Source organism: Candidatus Pantoea formicae, from assembly GCF_011752625.1.
Classification (GTDB): domain Bacteria; phylum Pseudomonadota; class Gammaproteobacteria; order Enterobacterales; family Enterobacteriaceae; genus Pantoea; species Pantoea formicae.
In genome coordinates, this window is sequence record NZ_VWXD01000015.1 from 76,627 (window position 1) to 98,323 (window position 21,697).

19 protein-coding genes and 1 pseudogene are annotated in these 21,697 nt (G+C 51.3%); 9 read left to right on the forward strand and 11 right to left on the reverse strand.

Annotated elements, in window-relative coordinates; genetic code table 11:
* Positions 1-198: 198 nt before the first annotated feature.
* The 8 genes from F3J38_RS25030 (at position 199) to F3J38_RS25065 (ending at position 10,728) form a co-directional block, all read left to right on the forward strand.
* Positions 199-1,218 (forward strand): LacI family DNA-binding transcriptional regulator, encoded by a 1,020-nt coding sequence (locus tag F3J38_RS25030; RefSeq protein ID WP_167143469.1) that lies wholly within the window; start codon positions 199-201, stop codon positions 1,216-1,218.
* Between the two features lie 258 nt (positions 1,219-1,476).
* Positions 1,477-3,816 carry a type VI secretion system Vgr family protein gene (locus F3J38_RS25035; protein WP_167143472.1) on the forward strand — a complete coding sequence of 780 codons (2,340 nt, stop codon included), beginning with the start codon at positions 1,477-1,479 and terminating at the stop codon, positions 3,814-3,816.
* Positions 3,813-6,287, forward strand: a complete 2,475-nt coding sequence (locus tag F3J38_RS25040) for a DUF2169 family type VI secretion system accessory protein (protein ID WP_167143475.1) — start codon at positions 3,813-3,815, stop codon at positions 6,285-6,287. Before F3J38_RS25035 ends, F3J38_RS25040 begins: the two co-directional genes overlap by 4 nt.
* Positions 6,284-7,369: a pentapeptide repeat-containing protein gene (locus F3J38_RS25045; protein ID WP_167143478.1), complete on the forward strand. Its 1,086-nt coding sequence runs from the start codon at positions 6,284-6,286 to the stop codon at positions 7,367-7,369. Before F3J38_RS25040 ends, F3J38_RS25045 begins: the two co-directional genes overlap by 4 nt.
* A complete protein-coding gene (locus tag F3J38_RS25050) occupies positions 7,359-7,967 on the forward strand; it encodes a DUF3540 domain-containing protein (protein WP_167143481.1) in 609 nt (202 codons plus the stop codon). The genes F3J38_RS25045 and F3J38_RS25050 overlap by 11 nt, the downstream gene beginning before the upstream one ends.
* An 11-nt stretch (positions 7,968-7,978) precedes the next feature.
* On the forward strand, positions 7,979-8,359 hold the full coding sequence (locus F3J38_RS25055; RefSeq protein WP_167143484.1) for a DUF4150 domain-containing protein: 381 nt from the start codon (positions 7,979-7,981) through the stop codon (positions 8,357-8,359).
* A gap of 129 nt (positions 8,360-8,488) precedes the next feature.
* Complete coding sequence (locus F3J38_RS25060) at positions 8,489-8,743, forward strand: hypothetical protein (RefSeq protein WP_167143487.1); 255 nt, start codon at positions 8,489-8,491, stop codon at positions 8,741-8,743.
* Positions 8,744-9,108: 365 nt separating this feature from the next.
* Complete coding sequence (locus F3J38_RS25065) at positions 9,109-10,728, forward strand: inorganic phosphate transporter (protein WP_167143490.1); 1,620 nt, start codon at positions 9,109-9,111, stop codon at positions 10,726-10,728.
* A gap of 1,035 nt (positions 10,729-11,763) precedes the next feature.
* Here the strand turns inward: F3J38_RS25065 and F3J38_RS25070 are convergent.
* From F3J38_RS25070 to F3J38_RS25090, 6 genes and pseudogenes are all read right to left on the reverse strand, one after another.
* Positions 11,764-11,964 (reverse strand): hypothetical protein, encoded by a 201-nt coding sequence (locus F3J38_RS25070; RefSeq protein ID WP_167143493.1) that lies wholly within the window; start codon positions 11,962-11,964, stop codon positions 11,764-11,766.
* Positions 11,965-12,190: 226 nt separating this feature from the next.
* Positions 12,191-12,580: a hypothetical protein gene (locus tag F3J38_RS25075; protein ID WP_167143274.1), complete on the reverse strand. Its 390-nt coding sequence runs from the start codon at positions 12,578-12,580 to the stop codon at positions 12,191-12,193.
* Positions 12,478-12,721 (reverse strand): annotated as a pseudogene (locus F3J38_RS25080) (DUF4113 domain-containing protein); the annotation flags it as partial. The gene F3J38_RS25075 and the pseudogene F3J38_RS25080, both read right to left, overlap by 103 nt.
* Before the next feature lie 530 nt (positions 12,722-13,251).
* A complete protein-coding gene (locus F3J38_RS28290) occupies positions 13,252-13,383 on the reverse strand; it encodes a hypothetical protein (protein WP_255463839.1) in 132 nt (43 codons plus the stop codon).
* 358 nt (positions 13,384-13,741) lie between these two features.
* On the reverse strand, positions 13,742-14,206 hold the full coding sequence (locus F3J38_RS25085; RefSeq protein WP_167143494.1) for a tail fiber assembly protein: 465 nt from the start codon (positions 14,204-14,206) through the stop codon (positions 13,742-13,744).
* A 9-nt stretch (positions 14,207-14,215) separates the two neighbouring features.
* Positions 14,216-15,175, reverse strand: coding sequence for a gp53-like domain-containing protein (locus tag F3J38_RS25090; protein ID WP_167143497.1), 960 nt, complete (start codon positions 15,173-15,175; stop codon positions 14,216-14,218).
* 132 nt (positions 15,176-15,307) lie between these two features.
* Between F3J38_RS25090 and cor the strand changes: the two genes are divergently transcribed.
* On the forward strand, positions 15,308-15,562 hold the full coding sequence (gene cor, locus F3J38_RS25095) for a phage exclusion lipoprotein Cor (protein WP_240156074.1): 255 nt from the start codon (positions 15,308-15,310) through the stop codon (positions 15,560-15,562).
* Here the strand turns inward: cor and F3J38_RS25100 are convergent.
* The 5 genes from F3J38_RS25100 to F3J38_RS25120 are packed head-to-tail and all read right to left on the reverse strand — an operon-like array spanning position 15,551 to position 21,562.
* Entirely contained in the window at positions 15,551-16,522 is a 972-nt protein-coding gene (locus F3J38_RS25100; RefSeq protein WP_167143500.1) for a hypothetical protein, read from the reverse strand. The two genes, cor and F3J38_RS25100, sit on opposite strands and share 12 nt — an antisense overlap.
* Positions 16,522-19,656 carry a TipJ family phage tail tip protein gene (locus F3J38_RS25105; RefSeq protein WP_167143503.1) on the reverse strand — a complete coding sequence of 1,045 codons (3,135 nt, stop codon included), beginning with the start codon at positions 19,654-19,656 and terminating at the stop codon, positions 16,522-16,524. Before F3J38_RS25105 ends, F3J38_RS25100 begins: the two co-directional genes overlap by 1 nt.
* Before the next feature lie 9 nt (positions 19,657-19,665).
* Complete coding sequence (locus F3J38_RS25110; RefSeq protein WP_167143506.1) at positions 19,666-20,190, reverse strand: tail assembly protein; 525 nt, start codon at positions 20,188-20,190, stop codon at positions 19,666-19,668.
* Positions 20,133-20,858 (reverse strand): NlpC/P60 family protein, encoded by a 726-nt coding sequence (locus F3J38_RS25115; protein WP_167143509.1) that lies wholly within the window; start codon positions 20,856-20,858, stop codon positions 20,133-20,135. The genes F3J38_RS25110 and F3J38_RS25115 overlap by 58 nt, the downstream gene beginning before the upstream one ends.
* Positions 20,858-21,562: a phage minor tail protein L gene (locus tag F3J38_RS25120; RefSeq protein WP_167143542.1), complete on the reverse strand. Its 705-nt coding sequence runs from the start codon at positions 21,560-21,562 to the stop codon at positions 20,858-20,860. Before F3J38_RS25120 ends, F3J38_RS25115 begins: the two co-directional genes overlap by 1 nt.
* Positions 21,563-21,697 lie beyond the last annotated feature (135 nt).

Below are 21,697 nucleotides of genomic sequence, written 5' to 3' on the forward strand. Positions count from 1 at the left end.
ATGGTTTCCCATCATTGATTTTTTTAATCCAGGTGCGGGGACGTTGTAGAGTAAGTTTCGTCTCGCAACAATTAACATCTTGCCAGCGAAGAACCGTTGAGCATAATACGGCGAAAAAAACGCCCTGCTGTGACCTTAAACGCACTCTGCGTTGTTTAGATACTCGACATGATTTTGATACTGGGGCTGTGGAACAAAATGAAAAAAAACACCCTGATTAAAGTGGCCGAACTGGCTGGGGTTGGGATCGCAACGGTGGACCGCGTGCTGAATGAGCGTGGTGGCGTTCGTCCGGAAACTGTGCGCAAAGTGCTACGCGCCGCGCGTCAGGCAGGATTGCAGCGTTTATTACCGGATGATACGCAACACCCGTGGCAAATTGAGGTGTTTTTAAGCAGTAATGGCACCTGGTTTTTTCAGCAGTTGGCGGATGAATTTGCCAACATCGCCGATCGGCTTGGCTATCGTAAAATTAAATTATTTCGCACCTTGGTGACAGAAAACCCGCCGGATAAGCTTGCTGAAAAGATAAAAAAAAGCAGTGAATTGCGCGACGGTATTATTGTTTACGGCCATGACTACCCGGTGATTCATGAAACATTAGCGCACTGCAAAAATAAAGGCATTCCGGTGGTCACGCTGGTGTCTGATTTACCCGATTCACAGAGATTCTGCCATGTTGGAATAAATCAGTATCAGGCGGGACGTACGGCAGGCTTATTAATGAGCCAAACGATGCCTGCGGAAGGTGACGTCATTATGGTCAGCGGACGTTCTGATTTTAGCGCACATATCCAGCGTATTTCCGGTTTTCGCGATGCAATCACGCAACGCGCGCCCTGGTTGCATTTGCGTGAAGTATTGGCAGGCGAAGATGAGCGGCAAAAAATACGCACATTGCTTAACCAGGCACTGCTGCAATCTGACAGTGTGGTGGGGTTATATAATTCTGGCGATAATAACAGCGATATCAGCGCGGTATTGCAACAGCATCAGTTGGCCGGGCGCTGCTGTTATATCACCCATGAACTCTATGATGTCACACGGCAACTGTTGCAAACTGGCGCCCTCTCTTACACCCTGGATCAGAATGCACGTCAACACGCCGTGTTGGCGACTGACCTGCTGATTCGTCATCTTGAACATGGATTTGTACCCGATTTATATCAAGATGGGCGGGTGGAGTTGCGCATCGTCACCGCAGAAAACCTGGATTAAATAACGACTCTCAGGTGCGTCATCGCTACGCACCCCGTTTTTTCCACCGACAGGGTTAACTCGCTGTATTATTTCCAACCCTCAAACCTCAGAACATTCCTAATAATAAGCTCATCTTATGGATGTATTAAAAGCGTCACACAGGCGCATTACCATCCGCTGGTACTAACAATATTAACCTTCAAATTTGGCTTATTCTCCACTTCTAAGCCAATGAGCTTTATTTATATTTTCGTCTGCGATTAACAGAGGGAAGCCATGGATCGCGTTGTCATCGCTCATACCCCCTTGGGCAGTGCGCTGCTGTTTAAGAAACTCACCGGCATCGAGCAACTCTCTGAATGCTATCAGTTTAATGTTGAGATGCTCAGCACAGATAACAGCATTGATTTGCAAAGCTTGCTCGGCGAGCAGATCACCATGGAATTACGTCCCAATCCCACGACACAACGTTTCCTGAGCGGAATTATCACACGCATGGAATTTGTTGGGCATGAAAAACATCTCGAAGCCTATTTCGTCTATCGTGCGACTGTTCGCCCTCATTTATGGAATCTGACACAGGCCTACGGTTTTCGTATCTGGCAGCAAAAGACCGCCAGAGCCATATTGACCGAAGTTTTCCAGGAATATGACATTGCCATTGACGACCAGTTGGAAGGTGATTTCCGCAATTGGGACTATTGCGTTCAATATCAGGAAAGCCTGTATGACTTTGTCAAAAGAATCATGGAACACGAAGGTATTTACTTCTACTTTCGCCATGAAATGGGCAAGGAAACCTTGGTGCTATGTAACAGCAGCACCCCGCACAAGCCATTCGGTGATTACGCCACCATTGAATATCACCAGGCCGGCGCGGGCGGCTATGTTAACCAAGAGTGCATTGATACCTGGCACACCGCTGCCACGGTTTCGGCCAGTTTGCACAGTCACGACGATTACAATTACGAGCAGTCCAATGCGGACCTTTCCGCGACGTCACAAATCAGCCAAGCCAAAACCCCTGGCAATATCAGCCGGGTAGAGTGGCCAGGGCGCTATCCCATTCAGGGTGATGGTACCCATTATGCCCAGATTCGCCAGCAGGAGCAGATCGCCCGCCAACTGCAAACCGAAGGGGCGGGAGATGCATTTGGTTTAGCTCCCGGCTATACCTTCGCGCTCTGCCTCTCTCCACGCGCGGAAGATGAGGGCAAACCGTTTCTGATTACTCGGGTGGCCTATCACCTGGAAGAGAACAGCTATACCAGTAACGATGAAGACGTCACTAAACATCGTTTCTGCTTCAGCGTCGTACCCGCTTCGATTACCTGGCGCCCTGCCCGTTCAACGGCCTGGCCGCGCACGACCGGCCCGCAGACGGCCGTGGTGATTAAAGCCAGTGATGCCAGCAAAGGCGATGGTGAACATGTCTCCACCGACCAATTAGGCCGTGTACGCGTAAAGTTCCACTGGTTTAAAGCCGATGATGAAACCAAGCTCTACTCCTGCTGGATGCGCGTCTCCAGCGGCTGGGCAGGCAATCAATACGGTGCTTACCAAATCCCGCGCGTGGGAGAAGAAGTGGTGGTGGATTTCATCAATGGTGACCCACATACCCCGGTGGTGGTCGGCCGCGTGTATAACGATTTGCAACCCTTGCCGGTGTCTGAAAGCAGCATCACCGAAGCCAGCGAAAGTGAAATTTCTGATGGCGATAATATCGTGGCGGAGAGTGCCGCCGAGTGGAATTACGCGAAAAGCGGTATCTGGTCGCGCACCTTAGGCAGTCAGGATCCGAACGACGGTAATTTCCTCTCCTTCGACGACACGGAAGGCGAGCAATCACTGGATCTGCACGGCGCTAAACAGATCAATATCTCCGCAAAAGAGGCGATCAAGATTTTCTCCGAGAAAGAGGGAGAGGATTCCATCAAAATGTGGTCGCCGGGTAAGATTTACATCCAGAGCGAAGATACGCTCAGCACCTCGGCCCCTACCCAGAGACACAGTATTCGCGGCAGTTATTACACCGTCAGCGGCGCAAACTTCACCACCAACGGTATCGGTCTAACCATCAACGGCGTCAACGGCACCATTAATCTTGTCAGCAACTTCCAGTACACCACTTCTGAGTTCAGTGCCAAAGGTATCGTGTTTGAATATGGTCAGATTAAGTACACGCGCAACCATGCTGAATTCAAGAAAACCACCCATGAAGTCAAAGACCTGAGCACCCAAATCATCCGTAGTTCTCTGGTCTCCTTCCTCAACGGCGGCGGTGGCGGTTATGTCGGCAGTGATACGGAACAGCAGTCGGTGCGCAACACCTTAGATCGCATCCGTGCCAAGAAGCAGGAGCGCCGCAACGCACGTAACAACCCGAATCGCCAGGAAGAGCAAGGTCAGGAACTGCAAGAGCGCCAGCAAACACCCAGGCAAAGCCAGGAACAGGCCCGCGAACCGACGCCCAGGCAGAGCCAGGAGCAGCAACGCGAGCCTACACCGCGGCAGAGTGAAGAGCAGCGGCGTAACAGCAATAGCAGCAATAGCAGCAATAGCAGCAATGACAGTGCCGATGATGAGTTTTTTGATGCGCAATCAGGTCCTGCATGAAAATCATCAAACCGCTTCATCTTAGCGTGATTACGCGCCCCTACCGCTGGCAACAACAGCACCATTTAGGCGTGTCGCTGATGGCACTGATGAATATGGATGCCCTACCGCGCTTACTCACCGAACAGGCGATGTGGCAAAGCATGCCTGAAGCCCTGCAGTCGCCAGATGGCGTGCTGGATTTAGGGTTACCTAAGCAACATCCCGAATTTTTAGCCAGCGGCTTCGCCTTTCCGGCTGGCGGTCCCGCTTCCCAGTGTGATGCAGCCATTCAAGTGGGCGAAAAACGCAAAGTGCTGCGCGTTTTTGGTCATCGACAGTGGCATGATGACCAACTCACCGCGCCGCTGCCCTTCAGCAGTATGCCGTTGGATTGGCAGCACGCCATGGGCGGGGAACATGATGATGAAAATCCCTTTGGTCAACCGTTGCCGCATGTCGAGTCGCTCGATCGCCTGCTGACTCATCCCGGCCAACGCCCCTTGCCCGCCAGCTTTAATGCGCTGCCTTTCACCGCCACACGCCGTTTCTCGCGACTGGGCAACGCCTTTGATGAGCAGTGGCTGCAAAACGAATATCCCGGCTTTGCCCGTGACACCGACTGGCGCGTGTTCAACCAGGCTGAAACCGACCAATGGTGGTCAACCCGCGATGCGTTACCGGCAGGCGCGCAGTGGCGTATCGAAAACATGCATCCCAATAAACCCGTGCTGCAAGGCGTATTGCCGCCCTGGCAGGGTCGCTGTTTTATCAGCCGATTGCAGCATGATGGTGACCTGTTCGAAGAGATCTCGCTGCGTGCCACCACCGTTCACTTCTTCCCTCATCTGGAACAACTGCTGCTGATTTGGCACGGCAGCACCCGGATTCAAGAAGACGATGCGGCCGATGTCACCACGCTACTCGCCGCGCTGGAACACTGCCAACACCCTAAAACAGCGGCGCACTATCAATCGCTGATGGAGAAGCGCAGCGATCCTGAACAGTCGGTTCTGTTGGCGATGCGTCATGGCGATCTCCTGCCCGTAGGTAGCGGATGGGAAGACGATGATGGCCCAGAGGCGCTGAGCCCGATGCAGGAGAATCTGGCCAGTTGGCAGCGTCAACAACGAGAGCGGTTGCGCGAGGATCTCGCCAGCAACGGCATGGATGTCAATGAGCTTGCACCTACTGAACAAAAGCCGCGTCCGGTGGCGATGGACGAGATCCACGATTATCTCGAACGTGAGGAACAGCAGGCACAGCAGCAGTTGCAACAGATGATCGCGCGTTATGAAGCCGAAGAAGCGCGTTTTGGCGAGGCTTCGCCCGCGCACCCCACGACCGCCATTGCGCAATATCGCCAGCACCAGCTTCAGCTCGCAGAGGATTTACCCGAACCTAAACAACACGCACAGGTGCAACAGGCGCTTTACGATAATTACCGTTTTACTGCACCTGAGTTAGATGCCCCCACTCGCCTGACGCCGGAACAGTCACAGCAGGTTCGTCAGGCCGTACTGTCGCGCGACGGCGATTGTCGCAAGATGGATCTCACTGGCGCAGACCTATCCGGGCTGAATTTGCGCCATTATGATTTCTCACATGCCCTGTTGGAAGCGGTTGATTTCAGCCACTGTCAGTTAGAGGGCAGCCTGTTTAGCCATGCCATGCTGGCGCGTGCCGAGTTTCACCACAGCCTGGCCACTGACTGCGCTTTCGATAACGCCAATCTGGCATTAGCACAGTGCTATCACACCGATTTCAGCGGTTCGGTATTTAGCGAAGTCGACTGCCGCGATCTCCTGCTAGAGCAGTGCATCTTTGATCGGGCGCTACTGCATGACCTGACGATTAGCAGTGCCACCCTGGCGCATTGCCGTTTCCATGAGGCGCAGCTTGAGAGTTGCACCTTTCTCGAGATCACCTTGCAGTCGCTGGATTTTAGCCAGGCTACGCTGCGCAAAGTCAGCTTTATTGAATGTCACCTTTTAGCGCTGGTGTTTAACCAATCCCAACTGCGCGGCGTTGGCTGGATTACCTGCCAGGCACCAGAAATCGATTTTCAGCATGCACAACTCAATGACTGCGTATTTGCCGCAGGTACGCAACTGCCACGCGCCCGCTTTAACGGCGCACGCATGACGCAGTGCAATTTACGCGCCTGCCTGCTGCAGCAATCACAATTTCGGCTCGCCTATCTGGTAAACAGCGACCTCAGTGAAGCCGATTGTTCGCAGGCAGATATGCGCCAACTTCAGGCCAAAGACTGCCAGTTTATTCGCACCCGCTTCCAGCAGGCACGGCTTACCGACAGCAATCTCACCGGCGCGTTTATGTCTAAAACGCATCTACAGGGATGCGACCTCAGCGGCTGCAACCTATTTCGCACTGATATTGCACAAGCTTGGGTGGATGGCGAGACACGCTTCGACGATGCCTGGACCAGCGGCATGAAGTCGATTCCCTCTCGTGATAAGGCGCGCGGATGAGAAGCCTGACACCTGATGCACTGCAACGCGCGATCAAAAGTGGTGAGATGATGCAGGAAATCAGCCTGCAAAGTATTGAACTACAGGGACTGGATCTCTCTGGCGGCTGTTTTATCGATAGTGACTTACGGGGCATACAATTTCGCGACTGCGATTTACGTGAAGCGCATTTCAGTGGCTGTGATTTACGAGGCTGTGATTTCAGTGCCCAATTGCTGCAAGACAGTGTGTTCAGCGATTGCACCATGACCGGCGCAAGATTCGTCGATAGCGGTCTACATCAATGTTTGTTTAATCGATGCCTGTTGGATGAAAGCCAATTTCAACAGAGTAATCAGGTTGGTTGCCAATTCCTCGGCGGATCGCTGGATGACAGTGATTTCAGCCACAGCGCCATGGACAGCGTGAGCTTTAGCGCATGCAGCCTGCACCATCTCTCGCTGTCAAACGCGTATGGCGAACAGTGCACGCTAATGAACGCCGATCTGCGTAGCGCCACTTTTCACCAAGCCGCCTTCTCGCTCAGCACTTTTTTCGAATGCGATTTACGCCTACAAAATTTCAGTGACCTGCATTTCAGTCAGTGTCAGTTCACTGGCAGCCAACTCGATGGCATCAACCTAAGCCGCGCCAACGTAACACAATGCAATTTCGGCAATCTGTCGCTGCGGCAGGCCACATTGACGCATCTCAACGCCAGCCAGTCACTGTTTAACAGCAGCGATCTCACAGGCAGCGATTGCCGCCACAGTGCGTTCAGCCAGGTCAATTTTGCTGATGCCGTTTTACTCGGCTGCGACTTCAGCCACTGCAATCTACAACGCGCATTGCTGCCACGCGTTCGGGCTGAGCAAGCGCTTTTTAACCACAGCGACCTGAGCGGCGCGGATTGTGCCTACGCGCAGTTCAACGGCAGCCAATTTTCTCACACTCAGTTTAGCCAGACGAAATTCCACCGTGCCAGCTGTGAAGAGAGCACCTTCACTTCACGCAGCGGCATCCTTGAGCGGGATGATGCGCTGTTTGAAGCCGAAGCGTGGAGCCAGCAGCGCCTTAATTTGAGGGAACATTATGAAAAATAGCGACAACACCTTGTTTCTGCCCATCACTCCCCCTGCACAAGCGGAAGGCGAAATTGTTGCGGTCCAGCAGGATGGCGAATTTATTGTTCAAGTCAATGGCTGTTGCTGGCGTGTATTACGGGCTGCAAGTTGTTTACTCCAACCAGAACGGGGCGATCGGGTCTTGCTGCACAGCGTCAACCAGCAACTTTGGCTGCTGGCCGTGCTGGTCCGCGCCAAACCGCAGCAGCCAGCGGTACTGCACTGTGAAAGCGATCTGCACCTTTCGACACGGGGATCGATCAACCTACACAGTCAGAAGTTTCAAGTGCGAGCGCAGCAAGGCGAGTGCGATATCGATGAGATGCAGTATCGTGGCACTAAGCTATCGGCTTGGGTTTCCGTCAGTCGCCTGTTTGGCAAACAGTGTGAAAGCGTGTGGCAGAGCATCAGCCAGTTTAGCCAGCGCCTGCTGCGCCACACTGAGCAGTGCGAGCAAGTGCGTGCTGGACAGTTGGATGTCAAAACCGAGGATTTCACTCGCCTGCATTCACGCAACACCTTAATCAGCAGCAAATCACTGACCAAAGTGGACGCTAAACAGATTCATATGGGCTAAAGGAGCGCGTTATGTTTGCCAACTGTCAACGTGGCGGTAGCGATCAAGCAGTCAGCGATGTGTGCAAAACCCCGCCACCGGTCACCTTTGTGAATATTGCCAGCGGAAATATGGCGGTACCTACCGCGCCCACCATCCTGTTTGCCGGCATGCCCGCGCACAACATGAGCACCGTTATCCCGGTCACTCAGGGTGATGAAGCAGGAGTTTTAGGGGGCGTAGTGTCCAATGTGATCCTCGGCCCCTCTCGCCATTTGACCGGCTGCACTACGGTGCTGCTTCAGGGTTCACCTGCCACACGCATGACCAGCACTACGATACAAAATCTCAACAACGCACCGGGAGTGAGACTGGTGCCAAGCCAAACGGTGGTTGCTCTGCTGGCTCGTTAAGCATGTATTCAAAGAGCCACAAAGCGAAGCGCGGCCCGTAAATATTCACTTTTAAAGCATGAATATTCTGCACTAACCGGCGTTGGCGGTTTACACTGACGCTCTTACTGGCGTGCAGAGGATGCAAACGTGCTTTCCAAGATCCCCGATTATGAAACCGACCGCGAAGGCTATCTGGAGTTTATGACGCGGAGTAACGCACTGCGCATGGAGTTACTGATCCTGTCGGAGAAGTTTACTGAGGTGCATGGCTCGTATGAAGCCGGTATGGCTGAGATGGGCGAATGGCTGCTGCACTATGCGGAAAGCGCAATGATCCAGAAAAAGAGCCAAGGTCCTATCAGCAAAGAGTGGCTAATGGATGAGCTGAAGCGCCGTTTGTAATCTTCACAAGAATGCACATCAAATCCTGTGTTTCTGCCCGTGCTTGATAAGCTCAGAGCAAATTAGTTAGATAATAATTCCTTGCTGTAAATGTAATTAGTGGTAATCAATTCACCAAGAATATGACAATAATATGGCAGAAATAAAACTCAGCTCGCTATTCGCTTACCAGCAATGAAAAACAATTAACATTCTGTTTTTAATCAACAAAAACTGAAAACCACTAAACCCATCCCGCTAAAAATTTCATTTATATGACGAGTTTTTGACAGAACTGTCATAAAACTTTCATAAATTTTCTATATGTTAGCCACACAAATCGTTGTGCTTATGCTGCTTTAGCGATCTATAGGAAATTTTCACTAATGAGCGATTACGTTACGCCTCAAGCTTTACAAGTTGCCGCTTCACCTTTGTCTTCTAATCTCCCTCGCCATACTAAGAACACTAAAAAACCGCTTTTCCTGTTTGGCATGGTATTGCTGGCTGGCGTGCTGTTTGCTGCCAACCAACTTTTCGGCGATATTCAGCAAACCGGGGCCGTCTTCAGCAGTTCACTGCCGCTAATTCTGCTGGGTTTTGCTCTGCTTGCGGCACTGGGTTTTGAGTTCGTAAATGGTTTTCACGATACGGCTAATGCTGTTGCCACGGTGATCTACACCCGTTCACTTTCACCCACGGTCGCGGTGGTGTGGTCAGGGATTTTCAATTTCCTTGGCGTGTTATGCTCCTCGGGTGCTGTGGCCTTTGGCATTATCTCGTTATTGCCCATCGAACTGATTATGCAATCCGGTAGCAGCGAAAGCTTTGTAATGATCTACGCGCTGTTGTTCTCTGCGATTATCTGGAACCTCGCCACATGGTGGTTAGGTTTGCCCGCCTCCTCTTCACATACCTTGATCGGTTCCATTATTGGCGTCGGCATCGCCAACGCCATGATGCACGGACGCAGCGCCTTGAGCGGTGTGAACTGGGGCCAGGCGATGAACATTGGTAATGCCTTGATCCTTTCACCGATTGTCGGCTTCGTGTGTGCTGCTCTGCTGCTGGTATTAATGAAGCGTGTGGTAAAAAAACCGGCACTGTATAGCGCCAGCCAGCAAGAAGGTGCGCCACCGATGTGGATCCGTGGCCTGATGGTGCTCTCCTGCACCGGCGTCTCCTTTGCACATGGTTCAAACGATGGTCAAAAAGGCATGGGATTAATGATGCTGATTCTGGTGGCTGCCCTGCCGGTCACCTATTCGCTGAACCGCGCCCTGCCCCAGTCTGATATTCCACAACTGATTACCCTCGCTTCAACCAGCCAGACACAGTTAATGCAACACACCTCTGTCGCCGCTCCGGCTCAGCCTGATGAGGTGCTGACGACCTATCTGCGCACTGGTGAGCGTGATGCCAATGTAATTGCCGCATTGGCGCAGGTGAGCGGAAATATTGGCGCGACCCTTCAGCACTATGGCACGTTGCAGTCTATCCCCGCAGAACTGAAACCCGAGATGCGTAATCAGATGTATTTGGCTGCCGAAACCATTAAGCATCTGCAAGCCGATCACACCCTGATGTTACCTACAGCCACCCAGCAAAACCTTCAGGCGCTGAAAAACACCCTGAATGGCGCCACACAATTTATTCCGACATGGGTGAAAGTGGCCGTGGCTCTCGCATTGGGACTGGGCACCATGGTGGGCTGGCGTCGCATCGTCACCACTCTGGGAGAGAAGATTGGCAAAAGCCAGCTGAACTATGCGCAGGGCATCAGTGCGCAAATGGTCGCGATGGGCACTATTGGCGCAGCCGATGCGTTTGGACTGCCGGTTTCAACCACCCATGTGCTCTCTTCAGGCATCGCTGGCACCATGGCCGCCAATCGCAGCGGTTTACAGTTCGGCACACTGCGCAATATGGTGCTGGCCTGGGTGCTCACCCTGCCTGCTGCTGCGCTGCTCTCCGCCGCTCTCTATTGGATGATGACTTCACTGTAACGCTCGCTTCGACAGGGATAAGACAATGTCTGCACACGAAATCTGTGTAAATACACAGTTTAAAATCATCGTAAAGCGTCCAGGAGCGCCGATTTATGTCGGTTGGACTATGGTTTTTAAGCTGTTAGTGGTGAACTTAGATGAATTTCGACATTCTCATATGCCCCACCCATGCCCCACGGAATTATTAACCTGCATTTAAAAACTTTACCGCTTCGCTCGCTATTACTTGTTACCATCCTATTATCAAAGAGTCGCTTCTACTTCCCTGTACTATCGACAAACTCCGATTGATCATGATTCGCACCCATTGTGTAGCCCGGGCTTATCTGTGCCGGGCTTTTTTTTTGTAACTATCACTTCCGAAACGGAACGAAATTACCTACTCCTCTCAGTAAATTCTTATCATCGATCTTTTCGGAAACTTTAGTAAACCGTTGCTATAATAGCGACGTGATACACACAGCAACGTGTTGTTTTACGAAAGAGAATTTCCATGGAACGAATTTTACCCGCCTCTGTGCGGGTTTTTTTGTGCCTAAGCGGCAGGGATCACATCTTTTAGCCACGAATGGAGCATGATGAAGGCTCATACCAGTAGTACATTAATTTCCCCCGAGACTTGCCCGCGCTTCATCTCACTCGCAGCGCGGGCTTTTTTGCGCCCATGGTCTACATTATTCACTGGTACATATGAAAGCGCGGAGGCGAGCATGCGATATCTTCTGCTGCCAGGGATTACTACTGCTCTGATTATGGTAATTGTTTTTCTAATGCAGACACACTGGAGTCCCATGCCGTGGTGACTCGACCCATCACGGCAGGCAAATAATAACTATAAAAGATTATTAGACACTCTCCGCACAGGCTGAACTCAAGGGCATCCTGTGCTTTTTTTTACGCGCGTGCTGACTATTTCTTTGACTGATACTATGCTCAATCAGTTCCCGTTTCCCAATGGGACGCCATCAATTGCAGGCATATCATTTGCCGCCCGGTGTCCACTGCTCCGGGCTTTTTTGAAAAAACCTGACTTCAGGGTTTATGCTGACTCAGCAGGTCCAAAACGACATCGACCGCCAGGTGATTGTCATCCCCAGTAAAATTTAGTTTTACATTCTCAATCAGAGAATCTTTTGTCAGCTCTTTTTGCTCTTCCAGAATGCTCATCAGAGACTCACCTAACACCCCAATCACACGTGAGTGTAGATTTTCAAAATACTTTGCATCTTTCATGGCATACCTCATGAATGAGAATTGTTTCAATCAGTCTATACCACCCCAATGTGAGTAGATTTTTGATTGGCCTTAAAAGCAAAAAATAAAAAGGCGTACTAATATTCTTTAGTCCTGACTGCTTACTCGTGGTTGAGGGCAAGCTCTTACTCTTCTTGGAAATGTTAGGCACATCATTGCGCCTGGCCCGGTGGATTGGACTCTTCCGGGCTTTTATTTTTCCGCATCAGATTGGTGAGCCATCCCGTTCGTGTATTGCGGTCACCTCATGCGTTACCACTCCTACCACATCCACATCCTCAAGCAGATCATCATCCAGCGTAAGGCCGTCATCGGTAACTATCCGGCGCGGATGCATATAGGTATGACCCCATTCATACATGCCTGACAAATCCAGTAGTACAGTATCGCCGTTCTGTGGTCGCCGCTTCTCATCTACGATGCAACTCCGCCCTTTCCATTCCACCAGGTAGCAGGTCGTGCTGGTTGCCATCACTTTTTGAACCGGCAACGTCATCTCGCCACTGGCAGGTCCGAAATTCGAGTGGTGTAAGTCGGAGATAACATTTCCCGCTTCATTGCCCACGCTTTCTGAGTACCCTGTCCTGCGAACCATATTTTCTCCTTCCCGCTCTGGTTAAGGCCGTCGACTAAGCGCCCCACTGCTGGCCTGTGGTTTGTAGTCGTCAAAGAGATTGAGCTGTGAAATGCCCTGGCTAAAAAAGTCGCCGAGGATCGCACCTGCTTTAATATAGCGCCGCATGAATGTTGCGCTGATGACATAACACGTGTTCGCATCAACCAGCGCGAACATCACATTCCACCATTGGGATTGAAAACCTGAAACAGGCGCTCCTCACCGTTTGTAGGTGAAATGTCCCGGAACGTTGTTGTGTGGGTTTCAATCCACTTATTCGCTTCACTAAGGGAATACTCCCACTTATAACGTTTAAGCACTGCCACAAAGTCGACTGTACTGATTGTGAATCGGCCCTCTGCATCACGCTTTAGCGCCTGTCTGAAGGCCATCTTAATTTCGTAGTCACGGGGCATTGTCATTCTCACTCAATAATACTGTATGTGCGTACAGTATTATTTGTAAAAAGAAGCTTATCAAGATCGTTAACGTGAGGTTTTTGTAAAGCCTTTGGCGCATAACTAAATTTACTTTTTTAATTGCTCTGTTTTTGACAAATCATTTTGGAAACCTAAGCTTTATTAGCAACATACCGTTGCTTTCATGGACTGGGGAAATTATGAAGAAGTTTTTAAGCGGATTAATCATTATTACAGGCCTTGTGACGCTGGCAGGATGCCATCATGAAAGCCCTGCAGTAGGCCATGATGGTCGACCGCATGCACCAAGCGGCGAATCAGTACCTGGCGGCCCGCTGGGCAAAGGCCCGGTTGGTCAGCCACAGAGTTAGTCAGTGCCCGGCCACCGTGCCGGGTTTTTTATGCTCTAGCACAGAACAATCCTAACCTCACAACATGTAAGAGCATTCCCACATCACTGTACTTTACACAGTCTTAGCCTAAGAGAGCTACACGCATACAGGATGTTGCGCGTTAGCGTACGAGTTTGCAGGTTTACCCTGCCATGAAACACTTTGCCTGCCACTGAGCGGGCTTTTTTACGCATGTTGCATTGGTGGGAGGCACGGTAAAACGAATTTAGGTGGAGGGGATCAGTGTGAGCGACTAACCTTTAATCACCCACCCCGTAGTCTGCTTCAAGACGGGCGCGGTACATATCTGCCCCGTCGCCGGGGCTTTTTTAAGGAGTTGGCTTTGTCGGCCACTGTATATCAGGTGCAACACTGATGTCGGTATCGTTCAGAGCGTCAATGTAATCCATCCAGGCATCTAGTGATTCAGTTTCATCACCGCTCAGTTTGCGTCCCATCAAAAGCTTGGTCTGCCCTACAGTGATTGCCTGTGTAGCTTCATCGAGCAGTGCTTTTCTTTTCGATTCTGCAATGTCTTGATAATCCGGATTGGGAATATCAATTATAACTGGCCTACCATCAACCCATGCTCCATATTTACCTTCTGGAGGGCTAAACCAGGCGTTATAATCTTCCCTGCTAATTTCAATCAGGTCGTTCATCGTGAAACCATTTACTATTGCTGTGGCAATTACATCGCTTGAGTAAAATCCTTGACCAGCATAGTAATACTTTATATTTCCCGCATCACCACCACTTACCTCTTGCTGACTTTCAATTTTTTCTTCTGACATAAAAACCTCTTAAATATTTACAACACCTGTAGCAATATAATTTATGCGGACAGCTCCAGTCTGCGCCCCACCGTTGTTATAAACTCGGCAGTCAAAACCGGAAGTTCTAAGTGCGTTCAGTACGTTCATATTAAGATTGCCAACTGCTCCATCCCCGTTCGATACCACTACGCTGGTAATTCCCGAAAATGCGATTGGAAACGTTAGGGTGCTGTCACCCGAAGAATTCTGGGTCTGAACAGCAGTTGCGCAAATTATTTGGTATGCCTGAGTAGTGGAGAATGGTATTCGTATAAAACTGGCATTTCCCACAACACCCATGTTTATCAGCGTCTGTCTTGCATTTGTAGTTGAACTAAATGCTAATTGCCCCGCTCCTGTTATTGGGTTCCCGCCCATAGCAATTGCACCTGTCATTGCGCCGCCAGATTTTTGTAAAGCGCCCGTTATTCTGGTGTCATCCCCGGCGGCTACTGTGCCTGATGCTGTACCTACGTTTCTTGAAGATGAATTACCTAAATCACTTTTATTAGCCTTGCTATCAATCGATTCCTGAAAGTCTTTAAACTGACTCATCAGATATCCCCAGCTTGGACCAGTAAACTTTGTCAGGTCTGGCAATGTTACGGTGACAGACGCATCGCTGCTGAAAATTTTCTGCCAGTTCACCTTATCAAAGTTAAAACCTCGTATTGCCTTAGCTACATCAGCCGCTACCTGAGCCGTGATTCCGACGAGGGCTGCATTTGGTAGTGCCGTCCAGGCTAATCCGGAACTAGTTGGTCCATTGAAAGCAGTGGTCAGCGTCAATGCTGTAGCCGACCCAATAGCCTGGACACCAAGTGTGTAAGTCACTCCGCCAACAACTGCGACCATAAGGTCATTTACTTTTAATTCAGTTGCAAAGTTAGTGCCTGTACCAGTAACGGCTGTTGAACCACTGGTGAGCGTAATAGTGCCTGCTGGCATAGTTTTCTCCGGGCAATAAGAAAACCCAGCGCTCAGGCCGGGCTATGTAATCATCTCTGTTCTAATCAAGTAAATAAATCGATCGATAAGATCTAAATCATTCACTTCAATCGAAATGGCTGAGGTGATTTCATGCTGTATACAAAAAATGAAGGTATTTATATGAAGATGACACTCACTATTTCTATAGCATTATTGGCTTTATCTGGTTGCGCATCAAATACGCCGCCAATCTGCTATAACAAAGCTAAAATCACCAATCACGTATATGACGTAGCTGTATTTAAAATTGAAAACGGTAAATACCTTGCTGGAAATCCATTCCATACATGGGCGGATAAATCACAGTTCGTTGACACTTCAGAATGCGACAAGCTAAACCCCTAAAGCCTGCCTGTAATAAGTGTCATAGACTGAAGTGTTGATTGACGCTGGCGGCCCCATTGAAGAACCTGGTGGGGCATTACCAACCGATTTATATTCTCTTGCAGCATAGAGATCTGCACCAGATGCTTCAAATAATCCCTGACTGTTTATGCCTGCGCTGTAGCAGTTGTAGCGCGACTGGCCTTGTATGGGATAGGTCGGATCCCATGGGATATTAACCAGAACAGAAGCGCCAGCCGTAATAGCAACCGGTGTGCTTTGCCCTGACTTCCCCCCCACCCTCATTTCCAATGGAAGGCAGTTGTTATGCCACACAATCTGACCATCTAAATACATGAAGAACCCTGCGGAAGGAATATTAACCAGAGTTTTTGAGAATACATAAATCCTGCACGGCCCCATGGCTATCGAACCGTCAATTGCCGGGCGGAATCTTAATGACCAAAATCCATTCTGGTTAATTTCATCCCACATGACATGATCGAAACCTGATGATGCAGTAGAGCGGTGGAAAGCAATAAAAGCAGCTCCGTATGGCACAGAGGTTTGCAATACCTGCCCATATCCGGGTGTAAGGTCTATTACCTGAGTAAGTGCCAACGGTGTAAATGGAGGTGCTAATTTCATCACTGGAGGATTTTTGGTGTAATCGTTATAAACAAAGCCATCATATTTAAGCGTGGCATTCGCAGTAGCGTAAACCACCAGTTTCGGGACCGTACCCTCGACCCCACTCCATGACACTGTTTGTCCTGATATCGTCACCGTTCCAGACTTTTGAGCAGTTCCCTGGATAACGGCACCACCCACAAGAAACGCCGTCAGCGTGAAACCTGCATAGCTATAGGATTTGCTGCCGGAACCCGAGACAACGGCAATATCTACAACGAACCCATAGTTCATGCTGTTTACGGCATCATAAGTGGTTCCATCGATGTAGGCGTAATATCCGTCAGCCATTACCTTTGAACCCCCATAGAACACACTACCTGTCCACTCGCGTTGTACCAGGCTGCGCCATTGTTATCGACGACGAATTTCCCCCGACCAGCAACAGAGCCCAGTAGTTCGAATGAACCGTCCGAACGCATGATTGTGCCCATCATTCCAGCCACATAATTTGCTGAATACCAGGAGCCAATCTTGGCCAGCGTGATACCGGCGTAGTTTATGAACGCATCATTGATAAACACCTGGCCGTTTACAGCTGCGAAAGCCATCTGATAATTGCCAGCCTCACTGCCGGTATAGATACCGAACTGGTCCGCGTTGAAAGCTATCGTCGATTTGTAAGAGCTGCCTGATGGTTCGATTCCGATGGCCATTCCTGCACCGTAATAAACGTCATTACGCGTGATTCCAACTCTAAGCGTGTATGAGGCTTTTGCCGTCCCGTTATCCGTCACTGTGGCCGTCAGCTTCTCATTAACCGCCGCATTAAGGTCACCCATCTGGGCCTGTACTTGGGTCTCAAGCTCGGCCATTGCCAGAGAGACTGTAGCGATGGTTGTTTTCACTACTATCACGTCGGCGCGAACTTCACCGTTAATGGCGAACTGATGGTCAACGATTGAGTTGTTATTGAGGGCATTCTGCAGCATGCCTTCAATATTAGTGTTGATGTTTCCGGTGAGGTTCTCGAACGCCTCAGAGTTACGGATCCCTTCGTCGATCAGTTCAATCATCCCGGGAATGTCAGATGAAGCCTGCCCTGACACCTCAACGAATTGCGATACACCAAATGCATTTTTGGTGCGCACATACATGTAATACGTATGGTCGGCTTTTAAGCCATGCAGCGTCCATTGAGATGCGCGCCCGAGGAACTGCGCTTCATCCTCGACCGCACCGATGCTGCTCGCCGGTACTTCTCCGGTGTACCAGAATTCAAATGACGTGTCGGTTGTAGCCGTGACATTCATAATAGGCACAATATCGGCCGAGAAGATTCCAGGCGTCCACTGGATTGAGGTTGGCGTATCCGGCGCGCCGATCACCAGATTCACCTGCGTCTCAGCACCCTTCATGCCGTTCTCATTACGACCGCGAACTCCGAGCGTATAGCTGCCAGCGTCAAGCCCATAAAAGTCATAGCGGAATTGGTCGGTTTCGTACTGAGCAACGACCTTGCCGTCAGTGGTGTAAACGTACAGCTCAAACACAATTTTCTTGGTGAGCGTCGCTGTTTCCCACGTCGCCGTTACCTGCACGGTTTCGGTGTTGGTATTGATGATCCGCAGATTCTCGATGTTCGGCACGCGATAGCCATTTAGCGTATCGTTAGGCGTTTCGAATACCGCTCCATCATCAACAATTGCCTGCTTGTTCGGATCGTGCAGCGTGGCAGAAATGCTGTATACGGAGTTGTTGTCTTCCTCTGAAATGCCCATGATGCGGAACATGCGCGGTGCCACTTCCCCGGTAGTGATGACGAATACCGTCCCGTCACGCACCCATGCCGGTGTTGTTTTGAGCGTAATCACCCGGCCTGCGATGCTGGCGATTTCATACTTCACGAACTTGCCGTTCGAGCCTATCAGGGACATCGAGTCTCCACCGCCGGCCAACGTTGAGACGTCAGCATCAACAGTGATGGCTCTGGTTGCGTGAGAGGTGATTCGGCCACCGAGGCGTGTGGCAGCGTAGTTGTTATCCATCACCTCAACGATATCGCCGGGAATAAAGCGGATAGCCTCACGCGCCATCTTGAAGGTAACTTTCTTGGTTTCACGCTTGGCGGTTTCCAGCATCCATTTGCCGGTGCGGAAAGCCTGTCCGCGTGACGTGCAACCGAAAGCCTCCATTGTGGTTTCGTTGTATCCGTAGCGATCAATCATCTCATCGTCTGAGACGTATTCCTTCACCTGCTCCCAGCCGTTATTCGGGTCTGTCCAGGAAACGACTACCGCGTTGTAGCGCTCTGAACGCTTCATTGAGCTGTAGGTGAACAAGCCGTCGACCACGCTGGCGTTAGTGATTGATGCAACCGGGTCCTGCGGGTTATCCAGCATTACAGAGAAGCGCATACCGTCCCAAAGCGCAATGCCACGGAACATGCCTGCAATGTCATCCAGTAGGTCGCGGGCGCTCTTCTGCTCGGTGATGTAGGCGTTAAGTGTGAAGCGTGGCTCTTCACCGCCGTAGCCATCATCAACGAGCTGATCGCAGAACTGTGAGAGCACATACAGGCTTCCGTCATCTACATCGACATAACCAGCGCGGCGCGCCAGCCCATAGCGGGTATTCTTCACCAACGCGCGGAATATCCACGCCGGGTTATTGGTCCAGGCTGACTTAAATCCCCCTGTCCAGATGCCGGTATAGGTGCGGGCGATCGGGTCGTAGTTATCCGGCACGTCGACAATCAGGCCGCGCAGATGGTAAGTGCGCGTTGGCGTGTCGGTGTACTGGTCGCGGTCAACCACGCAACCAGCAACTGCCGTGTAGGGGTAAGACAGATTGTCATCAGTGATTTCGGTGAAGCTGTTCCACACCGTGCCGTTGTTCAGCAGGTCGCTGCTACTGTCGGCTGTGACACGCCGCAGGCGAATATCAAACGGCTTTGTCTCGGGGGCGTCGAAAAGATGTGCCTCGAGGTATTCACCGGATATTTTGCCGCTGATTGTTACCGTCTTCTGTGTCTGCCATGCACCGTTACCCACACGGGTTTCGATTACCATGGTGACGGCCGTTTCCAGCTGATTCCCCTTGGTGTCCTGTTGTACCAGACCAGATACGCCAATGTTCATGCGAACCCGGTCCACATCCGTGTCGGTAACTGTGCGAACCAGCGGCGTCGCTTGCGTCACATCGGTGTTAACGACCGTGGTCGCCTCGATGGCATTAAACCCGTTAATCGGCGTTTGCGTTGCCGTTCCCGGCCGCCATGCCACACTGACGCCATTTATCGTGGAGTTACCTGATGAATCGGTCACCGGCGTTTTGTTCAGCATGAAAGATGAAAGGTGGTTTTGGTCTACTGGACCATAGATCGGTCCTTCACTGATGAGGTCGAGAACGCGGAGGAATTGCTTTGATTTTAGGTTATCGTCTAGAAGTTTCGGAGTGCTGCCGCCACCGCCGCCTGAGCCCATGCTGTCACCTTAACTGATTGAAATATTCCAGTCCTGATTGTTCGTTGTGTCGATACCCAGACTGCCTACGTTGGAGCCAACCACCATTTCACCTAGAAGAAGCGGCACCGGCCGCCCCTGCCCGATGCGGTTTTCCGCACTGGTGAATGAATTGTTCGTGATGGAGTTCGTGTCCTGATCCGCTGACGTGCTCGTCTTCATGTGCGAGGTCATGTACAGCGAGTACGCCACCGATGCGACCGTTACAGCGACCATGATCCACACGGCGGCCACGGCAGAAATTGAGCCTTCTACCACCGGCACAATCAGTACGCGAGAACCGTCTTTAACGTTGCGGTTCATGTGGAATTCGAGGTTGTCACCGCAGATGTCGCTTCCATCGATGCGCATGCGGATCCGAGTGTTATAGAAATCACGCTTGAATGCCGGACACTGCGACAGCAGAAGGCGCAATCCCTGCGCTGGCGTGTCGACGTTCATTGTGATCTGGCGGAAATGTCGTCGTAAATTCCCCGCAAATCCAAAAGTGAGCATTGTTCGTGTCTCCAGATGGAGTGAATGAGTGGCACGTGTATTTGACGCAGCGGCTCGCGGCGGCTTAGCCTGCCGTGCACTTCGTGGTGCAGGATGGTGTTGTCGCCCAGCCAGATCATTGCGTGGCACGGGTCGCACTCAGGGAACGCACGCCGGATTATGACGTCACCAGGCTGAATTGCTTCGAAGCCAACTTCATAAAACCCATTGCCTGCAATGTTCTTCAGGTAAAGATTTTCCCCGCGCACCCACCAACCGTTGGTTCGCTCGAAGTCGGGTAAATCAATGCCGCAGAGATGATAGGCATCGCGAAACAGCGTGTAGCAGTCCGTTTCACCGTGCACGAACCGGCGACCGAGCAGATGCGGTACCGGCTGGAATTTTCGCAGCCTCCCGCCGCTGGCCAGCCACCATTCAATGCCGGTTGCTAGTTGTGCGGCGCGGTCAGCACCCGACAGCACCAGTTTTGGTTCAGGATGAGAATGAAAAACGGCGGTGATTTCACCCGCCGCTTCTGCTTCAAGCCAGTCCCTGTCGTCAATCCGGAAGTTTCGCGCCGGATCGGGATGCGCGTTGCGACATCGCCACAGGCTATCGCCATCGACAATCAGTCCGCACACTTCGTCGCCCGATGAGGCGGCATAGGCCAGGCAATCAGATTCAAGCATCAGGACACCTTGGCAGAGCCGGGATAGCCGCCATATGGCAGCGCGGAGGGTTTGGCGAATCGTAACCGGCAGCCGCTGCGGTGCTTTGAGCACTTATCGCGGGACAGGTCAGACGCTGGGTTGTCCTTCTCGTCGGCCACCGCGCCGCCGGAATAGCCGCAACCATCGCCGCGATACACCCACTGGCATACGTCAGCCAGGATGGTGCGCGCCGGGATAATGGCGTTATCACAGTCTACTGGAGTGGCGAGGTTGTAGGTGACAGTCTCGAAAGTCTCTTCTGCCATTTCCTCAATGACATAGCGCGATACCGCTTCCATTGTCGGATCCGCGTCCCCATTCCCGTTCGGGAAGTTCACCGCATCCAGATACTTAACCAGCACCTGTCGGCGCGTCACCACGGCGCCCAGCGCATCATCGAAATCGTGGTTGATTCCGGTAATCAGGCCGGTGATGTTTGCTACCTTCATCGTCGGGCGCGAATACGTTCCCTCTGATTTCACTTCGAAACCTTCAACGGCGATCGGATAGGCCGAGTAAGCGCGTCCCTGCCATATGACATCGTTGTAATAGCCGTTAGTGCCAGCGTGGAAGCGGATGACATCGCCGCCAAACGATTGCAGGTCGACTTCGAACAGGTCGAGCATCGCGCCAACACCGGCATCAACGCTCTCGATGATTAGTTCTGCTGGTATGTCTCGCATATTGCGCCCATAAAAATCTATGGTCACCTCCATTTTTGCAACCCTGATTTTGATTAATGACGAGAGGCTTGCTTAAATCTATACGGCGTCTGATGGGATATTGTCCCGCGCCACGATGAAGTTCGCACCTGTGGA